General features: G+C 59.8%; 12 protein-coding genes. 7 read left to right on the plus strand and 5 right to left on the minus strand.

Going from position 1 to position 14,048, the window contains the following annotated elements:
* The first annotated feature begins 125 nt into the window (after window positions 1-125).
* The 7 genes from HZB60_07310 to HZB60_07340 are packed head-to-tail and all read left to right on the plus strand — an operon-like array spanning window position 126 to window position 10,418.
* Window positions 126-3,071, plus strand: a complete 2,946-nt coding sequence (locus HZB60_07310; protein ID MBI5059568.1) for a hypothetical protein — start codon at window positions 126-128, stop codon at window positions 3,069-3,071.
* A 5-nt stretch (window positions 3,072-3,076) separates the two neighbouring features.
* Window positions 3,077-3,994 carry a hypothetical protein gene (locus tag HZB60_07315; GenBank protein ID MBI5059569.1) on the plus strand — a complete coding sequence of 306 codons (918 nt, stop codon included), beginning with the start codon at window positions 3,077-3,079 and terminating at the stop codon, window positions 3,992-3,994.
* Complete coding sequence (locus HZB60_07320; GenBank protein MBI5059570.1) at window positions 3,991-6,555, plus strand: hypothetical protein; 2,565 nt, start codon at window positions 3,991-3,993, stop codon at window positions 6,553-6,555. The genes HZB60_07315 and HZB60_07320 overlap by 4 nt, the downstream gene beginning before the upstream one ends.
* On the plus strand, window positions 6,552-7,424 hold the full coding sequence (gene rsmA / locus HZB60_07325) for a ribosomal RNA small subunit methyltransferase A (protein ID MBI5059571.1): 873 nt from the start codon (window positions 6,552-6,554) through the stop codon (window positions 7,422-7,424). Before HZB60_07320 ends, rsmA begins: the two co-directional genes overlap by 4 nt.
* Before the next feature lie 6 nt (window positions 7,425-7,430).
* Window positions 7,431-8,198, plus strand: a complete 768-nt coding sequence (gene recO, locus HZB60_07330; GenBank protein MBI5059572.1) for a DNA repair protein RecO — start codon at window positions 7,431-7,433, stop codon at window positions 8,196-8,198.
* A 55-nt stretch (window positions 8,199-8,253) separates the two neighbouring features.
* The gene (locus tag HZB60_07335; GenBank protein ID MBI5059573.1) at window positions 8,254-9,678 is read left to right on the plus strand and encodes a glycine--tRNA ligase; all 1,425 of its coding nucleotides are present in this window, start codon (window positions 8,254-8,256) and stop codon (window positions 9,676-9,678) included.
* Window positions 9,675-10,418 carry a DUF1295 domain-containing protein gene (locus tag HZB60_07340; protein MBI5059574.1) on the plus strand — a complete coding sequence of 248 codons (744 nt, stop codon included), beginning with the start codon at window positions 9,675-9,677 and terminating at the stop codon, window positions 10,416-10,418. The genes HZB60_07335 and HZB60_07340 overlap by 4 nt, the downstream gene beginning before the upstream one ends.
* Before the next feature lie 635 nt (window positions 10,419-11,053).
* Here the strand turns inward: HZB60_07340 and HZB60_07345 are convergent.
* From HZB60_07345 to HZB60_07365, 5 genes are all read right to left on the minus strand, one after another.
* A complete protein-coding gene (locus HZB60_07345; GenBank protein MBI5059575.1) occupies window positions 11,054-11,497 on the minus strand; it encodes a 50S ribosomal protein L9 in 444 nt (147 codons plus the stop codon).
* A 187-nt stretch (window positions 11,498-11,684) separates the two neighbouring features.
* On the minus strand, window positions 11,685-12,182 hold the full coding sequence (gene ssb / locus HZB60_07350) for a single-stranded DNA-binding protein (protein ID MBI5059576.1): 498 nt from the start codon (window positions 12,180-12,182) through the stop codon (window positions 11,685-11,687).
* A 93-nt stretch (window positions 12,183-12,275) separates the two neighbouring features.
* Window positions 12,276-12,725 carry a 30S ribosomal protein S6 gene (rpsF, locus tag HZB60_07355; GenBank protein ID MBI5059577.1) on the minus strand — a complete coding sequence of 150 codons (450 nt, stop codon included), beginning with the start codon at window positions 12,723-12,725 and terminating at the stop codon, window positions 12,276-12,278.
* Between the two features lie 25 nt (window positions 12,726-12,750).
* Window positions 12,751-13,362 (minus strand): aminoacyl-tRNA hydrolase, encoded by a 612-nt coding sequence (locus HZB60_07360; GenBank protein ID MBI5059578.1) that lies wholly within the window; start codon window positions 13,360-13,362, stop codon window positions 12,751-12,753.
* 3 nt (window positions 13,363-13,365) lie between these two features.
* The gene (locus HZB60_07365) at window positions 13,366-14,016 is read right to left on the minus strand and encodes a 50S ribosomal protein L25 (GenBank protein MBI5059579.1); all 651 of its coding nucleotides are present in this window, start codon (window positions 14,014-14,016) and stop codon (window positions 13,366-13,368) included.
* Window positions 14,017-14,048: the final 32 nt, after the last annotated feature.

Genomic DNA, 14,048 nt, shown 5'->3' on the forward strand with positions numbered 1-14,048 from the left:
TTGAACGGATGAACCGCGACGAGTGCTTGTTATTCGTGGCGAAAATGGCTATCTTTTGCGTTACCTCGGTCATTGTGATCCGCTCGTAGCCAGCCTCCGTCCCGCTCCGTCTAAGCCACTGTATCATGCCCCGATTTCTGATCTTGCCAGTCGCGCTCGCGATTTGCGCCTGCTCGCTCGTCACACAGGCCGTCACTGTTCACGACATCCAGTTCACCACGGACCCTGCAGGTAACTCCCCGTACGCCGGACAACAGGTCGGTACCGGGGGCATCGTCACCGGCGTGGACTTTACCGGCCAGCCCATTCGCTATTTTGTTTCCGATCGCGGCGGTGGACTATGGTCCGGTGTGCTCGTGAATGACAATCAGGACCGGCAAGTTGAAATCGGAGATTCCGTGAGCTTCACCGCCGAAGTTCAGGAATCCAGCGGACAAACTCGCCTGCGCAATATTGTAGTCGGATCCTTCGCACTGGTTCCGGCTCAAGCGGCCGTGCCGTCGATCGGCGTCGCCTGCGCGGATGTCGCGGAATCAACCGAGGGCGTCTTGATCGAACTCACCGATGCCGTCGTCGTCAGCGCCAACAGCGATTCCACCTTTGTCGTCACGGACGGAACCGGCAACGCCACTATTGCTCGCGGCTGGTATTCCACTTACTTCCCCATCGTCGGCGACACGCTGCGATTTCTACGCGGTATCGTAAGTTATGCTAACCAGTTCGCGGTCAATCCGCGCAGCGATGCGGACCTCGGATTTTTCGGTAATCGCCCACCGATCATCTTGAACGTGGTAAACACCCCCAGCGATCCCACCGAACTGCAATCGGATACGGTCACCGCGCTGATCACGGACGACGGATTCGTCGCCGATGCGCATCTGCACTATCGGTTCGGCGCCGGTGAATTTCTGGATGTCGAACTCACCGATGACGGCACACGCGCCGACAGGTTGGCCGGAGATCATGTTTACTCGGGCGTCATTCCCGCCGGACCTGCGCGCGCCGTCTGCCAGTATTTCGTGCACGCGACAGATAACGATGCCGGAGAGTCTTACAGCCCCGCCGGCGCGCCGGACATTACGTATTCTTACCGCGTTCGCGGCGCCTCGCTCACGATCTTCGATTTGCAGTACACCGGCGACCCAACCGGAGGCATAACACCGTATGATGGCCAGACCGTTACGGTCACCGGCATCGTCACCGGCACAAACTATGGCAGCAACGCCAGCGATTTCTTCATCAGCGATCCACTGAGCATGCTGCCCGATTCCGGTCGCTGGTCCGGTGTGCTCGTCTATGGAGCCAATCTGACTCCGGCACTCTGGGACAGCGTGACCATTACCGGACAAATCGTGGATTACAGCGGATCGCTGACCGAGTTCACCAGCGGCGGACAGGTCACCGTACTGGGAACGGGCCAGGAGATTCCGCCGTTGCGAGTGCGACCGGCTCAATTGTCGCCGCCCAACTCAAGCTCGCCGGACTCGGGCGAAGCGTACGAAGGCGTGCTCGTTGAAATCGGCGTGTGCGTGGTCACGAATACCGATGACTACTCGACCTTCCAGCAATTCGATGTCTCCGGACCCGAGGGATCGTGCACCATCATTAACGACTACGGTTTCGAGTACACACCAATTGAGGGCGACAGCTTCCGCTTTATTCGCGGCAATGTCTCCTTCATCCCGCCGGCGTCGTTTCTCGGTCATATCATCGCGCCGCGATTCGATGCCGACCTCGATTATATCGATCATCGCCCGCCCGAAGTCACGGGAGCAACCGCCGTCTCGGATTATGGCGTGAACATCGAGTTCAACGAGCGGATCTCCGGCCTCGGTCTCAACGACCCAACCAACTACCAAGTCATCGACCAGAGCGATCCCGAGCATCCCGAAATTGCCGTCAGCGGCGGATATGTCTTCTCCACCGGAAAGACCTTGCATCTCGACCTCGCGCAGCCGCTGATCCCGGACCATGGCTACCGTTTGGAAATCGGCATCGTCTATGATGCGTCGGACAATATCCTGCAAAACGGTGTCGTCTTCTTCGGCGGCTATGAAGAGACACCGTTCACGCCGATCTCCGTCCTCTATGACAGCTTCGACGTCTATGACGGCGTGATCGTCACGCTGCGCGGTGTCGTAAATTTCATGCAGGACGTCACCACCACCTCGGGTTCGCGCCGCATCTCCGCTTACATGCAGGACAACAGCGGCTATGGCTTCAGCCTGTCGCAAACCGGAGCGGCGGCGACCTTTCCCGGTATCCGCCGCGGCAACTTTATCGAAATCACCGGAATCGTCAATCAATTCGGCGGCACCATTCAGCTCGGTTCGTTCAACGGCACGTCTGATGTACGCGTGCTGGCGGAAAATGTTCCGCTGCCCGCACCCATCGAAGTCCGGACCGGAGACTACCGCCGACAGGCGCAAATCGTCCGCACTTCGCACGAGGGATACTATGGCGCTGGGACCTGGGTAGAAGTCAGCGGGACGGTCTATCGGGTGGATGAGAATGTCGGCGGCGGCACGAATATGTACTTCGACGACGGCACGGGAAATATCGTCATCCGCATCTGGGATTCAATGCTGCTCGACAGCGTCAGGTTGAATGGACGATGGTACAAGCTGCGCGACCTGCCCGGTGTCACGTGCTCCATCGCCGGACCGAGTTCGACATACAACGGCGATTTTCAAATGCTCGCGGGCTACGCGCAAGATTTTACGACCGATCTGCCGGACATCCTGCCGAGCGAAGCGCTGAAATTGGAAATCGCCAATGAGCCGTTCGGCAGGAATCGACCGTTCGCCCCCGACATCGGTCAGTCACTGTCGATCTTCTATAACGCTCCGGCAAGTGGTTCCGTGCGGCTGCGTATTTTCGACCTGCGCGGACATCTCGTGACCACGCTTGTCGATAAAGGCGCCGGCGGACCGAATACTGTCGTGTGGAACGGCCGTAACGATTTGCGCGAACTGGTTCCGCTTGGCACTTACATCCTGCATTTGGAGTCTGTGCGCAACGGCGACTCGAAATCTGAAGTCAAACCCGTCGTCGTGGGGACCAAGCTGTGAAATTCATGCTAAAACTACTTTCCTTTGGCGCTTCGCTCTGCGTTTTTTCGTTCGCCGCTGAAGCACAGTTGGTCTCGAATCCCAATCCGCCCGTCCCCGCAGCGCAGGCCGTTGGCGGAGCCTACACCGCGGCGGCTTCCGGCGCCGAGGCGCCGTTCTGGAATCCCGCCGGGCTGGCCTACTCCAAAGGAACGCAAGGCCGGTTTGCCTATCAGAACATCTGGGGGCTGAGTTTTCTTTCCCACATGTCCGCCGCGGGATCCACCCAACTCCCCGGGAAGGCCGGTGGCATTGCCATCGTCTTCCAAACGTTGGGGACGCGCGACGGCGGCTACACCCTCGCAGCAGAAAATGAGATCAGCGTGTCGCACGGACTGCTGCTGCAAGAGGACATCCACTCCTCGCTCGCGTTCGGCTACACCGCCAAAATCATCGGCTACAATCTCGGGGAATCCGTTTCCGGCACGAGCGGGTCGGAAGAGCTGGGTAGCGCGGCAACGCTCGGACTGGATGTCGGCGCGACCGCGCAACTCTGGGATCGGTTCCGGCTCGCGGGTTCGATGAAGAATATCAACAATCCCGAGCTGGGCACAGGCCTCAAACGCCAACTGCCGCGCATCTTCAGCGGCGGTCTGGCCTACACACCCTATTACGGCGTGCGTACCACGTTCGATCTGGAACGAATTCTCTCCGGCGAGGCGCAATTCAAGGGCGGCATTCAAGCGGCGGTCGCCAAACCGTTCGACCTGCGCTTCGGAATCATCACGAATCCTAATTCGTTCACCGGCGGCTTCGGACTGCATTGGCGCGAACTGGTTGTTGACTATGCGTTCATCTACCATCCCGTGCTCGCGCCGTCGCACTTGATCGGGATCGGCTTCGACCTGGACAAGTCCGTCTTCGAGCTGTGGCGCGGCGAATGAGACTCTTTTGCCTAACCGCCGCGCTGCTGATCGCGTTCGCCGCCAGGGGCCTCGCGGCCGAGCAGCTCGATCTGAACGCGGCTACACTCCAGCAGCTTCAGTCGCTGCCGTTGAGCGCGGAGCAGGTCGATCAAATCTGGCAACGGCTGCTCTATGAGGGGCCGTTCAAGTCGATCTTCGAGGTCGAAGAGCTGTCCACGATCGATCCGGCCACGCTCAAGGAACTCAAGGAGCGGGTGCGCGTAAATCCGCCGCGACCGGGTGAGGATCGCGGCCAGCGGATCGAGGATGCCTATTATCGCATCGAGAATCTCGGGACCGAAGAGGGCACCAACGTGGGTCTGGTCGATGAGTGGATCGATCGGCTGCTGGAACCCATGAATGTGAATGAGGCGACGCTCGATGAATTGATGGATTTGCAGAATGTCTCGCCCGCGGATGCCGTGGCGATCTACAATCAGGTCCAGCGACAGGGAGCGATTCGCGGAAGCCGCGACCTGCGTGCCGTGCCCGGTCTCTCGGATTGGGGCTATCGCAATGCACGCAACTACATCGGTTATGAGGAGACGCGGCTGCAACGCAGGCTCCACGGCAACTATACGTTTCGCGCCTATAACACGCCGTACTTCGCCGACGAAGAGTTGGCGATCGATCCGGCGGAGCTCGTCGATCCCAAGCCGGATGTGAGCCATAAGCTCCGCCTCAACTATAATCATCAATTCAAGGGCGGCATGCTCTGGCATCGCGGCCTGGGCGAACGCACGCATTACGCGAGCGAGGAAGGCTTCCGTGTTCCCGAGGCCAAGTGGTTTGTCGGAACGGAGAAACGCAAGCTCGGTCCGCTCCGCCTCGATCGCATTTACGCAGGTGACTATCAAGTCTCCTTCGGCCAGGGCGTGTCGATGGAGAGCGGCGATTACTTCTCGCCGCGCTATTCGGGATTCGGTTTCGACAAACGCATTACCGGCGTCGCACCCGATCTGTCGCGCGCGCGCGAGTTTACCTTGCATGGCATTGCGTTCGAGTCCACCCTGGGCAAGCTCAAAGCCGTCGGCTTCGCCTCAAACCGGCGCAAAGACGCGATTCTCAATCCCGACGGCTCCCTGAACCGGTTGATCTCGCTGAATCCGCGAACGGATGAAGATGCGTACCCGATGCGGTACAAACTTGAAAACGGAGATACGGTCACGATTCCGGCGTTCGAAGGAACGCAGTCCATGATCAACTCCGTCCGCGAAGTCGCCGTCGGGGGTGAGTTGGCCGTTCGGCCGTGGCCCGGCACATCGCTGGGCCTGATCGCGACGCAGTTCATGTATGATCGGCCGTTGAAACCGGAATTCGGTCAGGGCTATTTCTTCAATGCCGTCACCGATATGGGCATTGATACCGTCGTCGAGGTGTATCCGGTGATCGATCCGCAAGAGCGCGATGAGATCGTCGATAACGAGGTCAATCCCGAAGTCACGAACGGTTTTCGATCCACGAACGGCTCCGCGCTGTGGTTGAATTCGCGCTCCGTACGCCGCGTGTTCGGGCTGGACGTAATGTCCGTCATCAAGAACTATACCTGGCAATTCGAGTACGCCGAACTCGAGCACACGGGTGCTGCGTTTGCCGCCGGCGATGACCCGCATGCACTCGTCACGCTGTTGCACGCGCAGTGGAATTCACTGAGCGTGCTCGCGCTCTATCGCGATTACGATATCGGATACGACAATCCGTACTCGCGCGGATTCGCCAACTACTCCCGCTACAAGGGCACGACTTACGAGGATGAGTTCTACCTGTCGAATCCGGTCTTCGCGCAGCTGCAACGTAATTCCGCCGTGCCGCAAGCGGAGCGCGGGGTCTTTCTGGAGAGCCGCTATCAGGTGGCGCGGCCGCTGGTGGTCGATGCGGAGATGGACAACTGGACGCGCGTCGCCGACCAGGCGGACTATTACCGATGGGTGGCAAAGATCGCCTATCGCCCGGTCTGGCCGATTGTCCTGCGCGTGCGCCAGAAGCTGCAAGGTCGCTGGAACTTCGAGCCCGCGCGGGAGACGGGATTCCAGACTTATGAGAGCCGCCTGACGCTCGAATACCGACTGTCCCGCTTCGACAATTTGCAGTTGCTGTACACCAACGGCTACACGCGCTTTACGCCGCGTCCGCGACTCGTCGGCGAGGTCGATCCGACCGGCCAGTCGCCGATCGATGCGCAGGCGGCTTCGCCCGCCGAAGCGATGGGCGCGCAGGTTACGCACAATTTCTCGAGCAATCTCCGCGCGCGCGCCGCCTGGATCATGTACGACGGCTTCTTCTGGAATTTCGAGGACACCGATTTCACCGTGCTGGACGGCAAGTCCGCACGCTGGTGGCTGGCAATTTCGAGCCGAGTTTCCGACGCAATGTCGTTCCGCTTCAAACTCACCGGCGACACCGGCTGGCCACACACCTGGGTGCAGGCGCGCGACAGCAACGAATATCCGCCGGCGCCGGTGCCGGGGCATAATTACGCCGCGGATAATGTGGTGAAGAGTTCACTCGCGTTCCGCATTCAAGTCGATTATCTGTTTTGATTCACGGACGCGCGAGGGACAGGCGAAAGCCGCCGCAGGCGGCGGCGCGAGCAGCACCCGCCAAGAAAAGCCTCGGCCAGTGCTTTCTGGTCGAGACCGGGTACGCGGCGCAGATTGTCGATGCGCTGAATCTTGCGAGCGGTGATACTGTACTGGAAATCGGACCGGGGCGCGGAGTACTTTCCCACGAGCTGGTCCGCAAACCGTGCCAGGTGGTCGCGGTCGAGATCGATAACCGGTTGATCGCTCCGCTGGCGGCACAATTCGCCAGTCACGCGAACTTCGAACTGCGTCACGAAGATTTTCTGGACACCGACTTTGCGGCGGTGCTCAAGTCCGGTGATCAAAACAAGGTCGTGGGCAATCTGCCGTATCATCTCGCGGCCGAGGTGTTGTACAAGTTGATGGTGCATGTCCGCAGGGCGCGCACCGATCCGTCGCTGCCGTGGATCGACTGCGCCGTGCTTATGATGCAGCGGGAAGTCGCGGACCGCGTGACGGCGCGCCCCGGGACCAAGGCCTGGGGAAAGCTGTCGGTGTTCGCGCAGCTTGAGGCGAATTGCTATCCCGTGCTGACCGTGCCGGCCAGCGCCTTTCGACCGGAACCGCAGGTGGACGGCGGCGTGATCCGCCTCGATTTCCTGCGAATTCCGCCCGCGCTGCCGTACGACATGCCACTACTGGAGCGGATCGTGCGGTGGTGCTTTCATCAGCGGCGGAAGATGCTCAAGAGTACGCTGTCGGAACTGGCCGGGGTGCATCCGCACTGGCAGAAGTGCGAACTCGACTTCACGCGCCGGCCGGAAACGCTGACACCGCAGGAGTGGGTGCGCCTGAGCGATGTCGTCAGCGCGGCGGCCGCGCGCTAACAGGTTATGCCGACGCTGCTCCGCACAACCGGAATCGTGCTGCGGAATATTCCGCACGGTGAAACCTCGGTCATCTTGACCGTCTTCACGCGCGAATACGGAAAACTCGGTCTGATGGTCAAGGGCGCCCGGGCAAAGAAGAAGACCGGGTCGAACGCGGGGCTGGAGGTCTTCACCGAGGCTCAATTCGTCGCCTACGTGAAAAGCACGCGCGAGTTGCAGCTCGTCAAGGAATGGTCCATCGATCGCCCGCGGCTCGGACTGCGTACAGATTTCACATTGCTCGCCGTGGCAAGCTCGGTGATCGAGCTGCTGACCAGATCGACGCGCGAGAATGACGCATTGCCCGCGCTGTACGACGCGGCCGCATCCGTACTGGCGGCGCTGGACATTCGCCCCGCGAATCCCCTGCCGCTGCTCTGGAGATTCGAACTCGAATTGCATCGTGTGCTCGGGTTTCAATTGCAGCTCGCGACCTGCGGCGAATCTGGTCGCACGCTAATTCCGCCGTTTTCCGGCGGCCTGCGCTACCGAATCCAGGACGGCGCGTTCCTGCATCCGACCGTCGATCCGCGCGCGAATCGTGACGGCGAGTTGTCGCCCGAAGCCTTCGCGCTACTGGCGCGTTTACCGGAGGCCTCCGCCGAGTTCGCGGCGAGGATCACCGTCAATTCGCGTGTTACAGCCGAACTAAATCACTTTCTCGCACAGTATGTCGAGGCGCACCTGCCGGTGAAGGGTCACTTGCGGTCGCTCGACGCGCTTAACTGGTAGCGGCGGCGAACGCCGCCTACCGGATCGCTCCTCCCCTCAGATTGTAACCGAAAGCATGGCACAACAGAATCTCATGGATAAGGTCGTCAGCCTCTGCAAGCGGCGCGGCTTTGTCTTTCAGTCCTCGGAAATCTATGGCGGCTTGTCCTCAACCTGGGATTATGGCCCGTACGGGATTGCGCTGAAAAACAATATCGCCGCGTTCTGGTGGCGCGAGATGACGCAGTTGCACGACAACATCGTCGGCATCGACGCTGCGATTCTGATGCACCCGCGGGTGTGGGAAGCATCAGGACACGTTGCCGGATTTGTCGATCCGCTGGTCGATTGCAAGCAGTGCAAGGCACGGTTCAAGGCACAGGATCTGGTGAAGAACTGGCGGGTGAAGCGGAAGCTGGCGGCGCTGATGGACGGCGGGGATATTCCGGAGGGCGGCGAGGGGGATATCGAACACCTGAAGCAGCTGCGCTGGAGCGAGGCGCTCTGCCCGTCCTGCGGAACGAAAGGCACGCTGACGGAGCCGCGATTGTTCAATCTGATGCTGCGCACGTGGCTGGGCCCCGTGGAAGAGACCTCGGCGCAGGTGTACTTGCGACCGGAGACGGCGCAGGGCATCTACGTCAACTATATGAACGTGACGAACACCGCGCGCGTGAAGATTCCGTTCGGGATCGCGCAGATCGGAAAGGCGTTCCGCAATGAGATCACGCCGGGGAATTTCATTTTCCGCACGCGCGAATTCGAGCAGATGGAGATGCAGTTCTTCGTGAAGCCGGGCGACGACTCGAAGTGGCTGCAGAGCTGGCGCGACGAGCGCTTCAACTACTATCTGAAACTCGGAATTCGCAAGGAAAAGCTGCGGCTGCATCAGCACACGAAAGAGGAGCTGGCGCATTATGCGGCTGACGCATACGATATCGAATATGAGTTTCCGTTCGGCTGGCAAGAACTGGAAGGTATCCACAATCGTACGGACTTCGACTTGAAGCGGCATGCCGAGTTTTCGGGAAAGGACTTGAACTATTTCGAGGAAGAGTCCAAAGAGCGCTATGTGCCGTACATCGTGGAGACCTCGGCGGGATTGAACCGCACGCTGCTCGTCACGCTGCTCGATGCGTATGAAGAAGATGTGCAAGAGGGCGAGGCGCGGACGGTGCTGCATCTGTCGCCGGCGATTGCACCGATTAAGGTCGGCGTGTTTTCGCTGGTGAAGAAGGATGGATTGGCGGAGATCGCGGAGAATATCGCCAGCGATTTGCGTAGAACATGCACGGTGTTCACAGACCAGCAGGGCTCGATCGGACGCCGCTATCGCCGGATGGACGAGATTGGCACGCCGTGGGGGATCACCGTGGATTATCAGACGAAGGAAGATCAGACCGTGACGCTGCGCGACCGCGATTCGCTCGAGCAAATTCGGGTTACGGCGTCGCAGTTGCCGGAGTTGATCCGGCGGAAGCTCGAAGCCGCTCACGCATGAGTGTGAGCACTCCGCTGTCGCGGGAGTTTGAGCGGCGTGGTCGTTGGTTGTTTCGCTGGCGAAGCTACTTGCCGCTGTTGTTGCTGCCGCCGGCGGCGGCGGCCATGTGGTCTCAGCAGAAGCTGGGCCGGTTGCAGGGAACCGCGGACACGGTGTATCAGATGTCGTGCTTGCTGATCGCGCTGAGCGGGGTCGTGATCCGCGCGATCGCGATTGGCTACGCGCAACCCGGAACCTCCGGACGAAATACGCGAGAGCAGATCGCGGACCATCTGAATACGAGCGGCTTGTACTCCGTGTGCCGGCATCCGCTCTATCTTGGCAACGTGGTGATGTTTACCGGACTCGTGATGTTCACGCAGTCCGTTTTTTTCATCCTGTTCGCGGTGTTTGCTTATTGGATGTACTACGAGCGGATCGCCGCGGCCGAGGAGCGATATCTCACGGATAAGTTCGGCGAGGTGTATGTGAAGTGGGGGGAGCAGACGTCGTTCATGGTGCCGCGGCTTGCTCGTTGGCGACGACCGCAGTATCGGTTCAGTTTTCGGGCGGCGTTTCGCGGAGAGGTGTACGGACTGGCGGCATTGGGGGCTTCGTTCTTCGCGTTGGAGATGCTGCGAAGCGGATTTGCCGGCAACTGGACGGGGTTTAGCACGATGTGGAGTACGGTCCTGGCGATATCGCTCGTCTTGTGGATGGTCGGCAGGTTTTTGAGGAAGTACACCAAGATTCTCGGATAGGCGACGATGATCTACTTAGATATGGCAGGCATGGCGGAAATATTTTTTGACCGAACGAACTACCTTACTACAAATCCCGGCTGAAGTTAGCCGGGATTTCTCGTGGTGGGTTTCTGCCGGTTTGGATAGCTCTTGCCGACCGACCTCCTCCTATTATGCGCAGTTCATGTTTCATGTGTACAATATAAGAAAAATTCTCTTAGATATCAAGCTTTATTTTTAATATTTGCGTAATTGATTGATTTTATGGGCAAGTAGTTGTCTCTGGGGCCAGTGGATCGGTCCGGCCCCATCTGAGTTCCCTATGGGCAGAGTGGTCTCCGTGGACGGAGACGGCTGGTGCGCGAAGGCGCGACCCCCCGGCACCGTTCGATGTGGGGGGAGGGCCGACGCTTCACTCGGGGTGACTCTCCTATTCCGGCCGTGTGGTGACGCACGGCTCGGCGGAAACTCCGAGACCCCCCCTGCCCCCCCAAATCGGAATTTGGGGGGGGCGACACTCCGATTCCGGCGCGCGGAAACTCCGAGACCCCCCCCGGCCCCCCCGCTGAAGCAGGGGGTGATCCCGAGAGCAAAGACGAGGCGACCGTGATGGCCGCCTCGTTCATACTTACTCGCCTCGCGCGAAAGCGCGATCAGCTCTTCACGACGTCGAGCTTAATCGTCACTACAACTTCGCGATGCAGCTTGATCGGAATGTCGAATTCACCCAAGTGCTTGATCGGTTCTTCGAGCTGAATCTTGCGGCGATCGATCTCTATACCGCGTTCCTTGATCAGTTCGGCGATATCGGATGACGTGACCGAACCGAACATGCGATCTTCTTCACCGGTCTGCACGCCTTTCAACAGGCGCAGGCCGTCCAGCTTCGCGCGCAAGTCGCCGGCCTTGCGGCGCTCCTTCATATCCGCGAGCTGCAGCATCTTCTTTTCATGATCAAGCTTGGAGAGGCTGGCCGTGGTCGCCGCGAACGCGATGCCGCGCGGGATCAAGTAATTGCGCGCGTAACCGGGTTTGACACTGACCACATCGCCTACATTTCCAAGCGACTGATACTCTTTACGTAAGATAACCTGCATCGTTCCTTTTCCAGACTATGTTGATGTTGAAAAATGCAAACGTGAAGCGCGGACGGCGACGACAGGGATTCAGTCAGACAAACCGACCCATCCAACTTCCCCGGAATCCGGGGAAGGACCCGACGCTCCGATTCCGGGCGCCCGAAGACGGGTGCCTCGGCGGAGGATACCGATCCGCCGCGACGGGTCAGATCTTAATGCCCTTGTAACCGAAGCCGAAGTCGCCCTCCGCGCGGGCCGGCTCCGGTTCGTGATCCGGCGGCGGGAGTTCGGAGGCATCAACGTGCTCCGTTCCTTCATGATGATTCTCGTAGAACTCGATGTCATCATGATGCGCCTCGCGGCGATTCAGGAACTGAATCCGACGCGCCTTGATCTCAATCGTGTTACGATTAAACCCGTCTTCCGTCTTCCAACTGCGGCTCTGCAATTCCCCTTCGACGAGGACTGCACTCCCCTTCCGCAGATTCTCATAGCAGCTTTCCGCCAACTTGTACCACGCGACGACGCCGATGAAACACACATCCTCTTTGATCTGCCCACTGTTGTCTTTGAACTTCCGATTGCTGGCAATCGTAAAGTTCGCCACCGGCACGCCGCTCGTCGTCGTCCGAAAACTGGGATCCTTGATCAGGTTTCCGACAATGATCACGCTGTTAATGTCCGGCATGCGCAAGTCAGCCATGGTTCTCTCCCATTGCTTATCCGGGTCAATCGCTTATGAGGTTCTGGTAGGTTCGGAAAGGTGCCTCGAATGCGGCCGGCAGCCGGGAGCTGTCTACTCTGTTTCGACTTCCGGAGTCGGCTCCGGAACGATATCGTCCACCGGGAGTTCTTCGACAATCGCGGCCTCGCCGGTCGGCGCGACCTCGCCGTCCGGAATCGAAGCCGGAGCGGTAGCGCCCAGCGTGCGAACCGCCTCCGCGTCGATTTCCGGCGCACGAGCAGCGGGCAACAGAGTAATCAAATGACGGATGACCGTGGGGCTGATGCGCACCAGGCGATCAAGCTCCGCCACGGCGGCGGTGTTCAGATCGAACATCGCGAGCGCATAATAGCCGTATTGACGACCACGGATTTCGTAGGTCAAGCGACGCTTGCCCCAACGCTCCCAACGACGGGTTGTGCCGTCCGCCGCAATAATCTCCTGAAATCGACGCAACTCGGTCTCAATCTGCTCATTCTCGAGGTTCGGATCGAACACCAGCACCAGTTCGTACGTATGCATCTTGTTTCTGGGACTCCCTGTGGACTTATTGGTCCGGCGACTCGGGTGCGCCGGAAGGGGGTGAATTGTCAGACTTGCTTGTATTAAAACGGTTCATGGCCGCGGCCAGACCGTCATGGAGAAAACATTCTACGGCGGCAGCGGCGCGCTCGACCGTCTCGTCCATCCGTTTTCGCGACTCCCCGCGGAACCGGGAGAGGACATGGGCGGCGACATCAGCTCCCGGTGCCCCGCCGCCGACCCCAATCCGCAGCCGGGCAATGCGATCGGTACCGAGAGTGTGAATGATCGAGAGCAGGCCTTTCTGACCGCCGGCTCCGCCCTGCTCGCGAAAGCGCAGGTGAGATTCCGGAAGATTGACGTCGTCGCAAACGACGAGCAGTTCGGCCGCGGTCAACTGATAGTAACGCAACACCGCGCTCACGGCGCCGCCCGACCGGTTCATATAGGTCAACGGCTTGAGCAGGACGACTCGCGGAGCGGTCGGCAATACCACCTCGTTGGCGTCGCCGGCGCGCGAACGCTTCCAGCGCAGGCCGGCACGCGCCGCCAGGAGATCCACGACCTCAAATCCCACGTTATGCGGCGTACCGTCGTACTCCGCACCGGGGTTGCCCAAACCCGCGATGAGCGGCAAGGCCTACTTCTTCTTGTCGTCCTTCTTCGGAGCCTCTTCCACTTTCTTCTCGCGGATGACTTCAGGCTCCTTGGATTCCGTCGGCGCGGCGACCGTCGCGGCCGCTTCCGCCACGACGCGCGGCGGAATCACGTGGACGACCGTGGCGTGCTGGTCACCGTGAACGGTCACTCCCGGGAGCCGCAAATCCTCGATGCGGACGCCCTCGTTCACGCTAAGATTTGTCACATCAATATCGATGTGCGTGGGGAGATCGGCAGGTTCACACTCGATCTCGAGTTCGCGCAGGACGAGCTCAAGGGTGCCGCCCTCTTTGATGCCACGCGCCGTGCCGGTCGGATGAACCGTAACGTGGACTCGCAACTTCTGACCGACGACGATGCCCATCAGGTCAATGTGCACCACGTCGCGACGAGTTGGATGGCGCTGGACTTCGCGCACGATGCACGGGAGCGTCTCGCCGTTCAGCTCGACGTGCAGCAGACCGATCTCCTGCCGCATCAGGTTGTTCAGATTCCGCGCCTCGAACTGCAATGTCCGGGTCTCGCCGGTGCGAGTGTAGTACACCCCGGGGACAATGCCGGCGCGGCGAAGTTTGGCATTCGTGGTCTTCTTGAGATCGCGCACTTCGGCGCGCAAACGAACTTCAGACATGGTGGTTTATCGGTTGTGAAGATGAGATCGAG

It is taken from the genome of candidate division KSB1 bacterium (assembly GCA_016214895.1).
In the GTDB taxonomy this organism is placed as follows: Bacteria; Electryoneota; RPQS01; order RPQS01; family RPQS01; genus JACRMR01.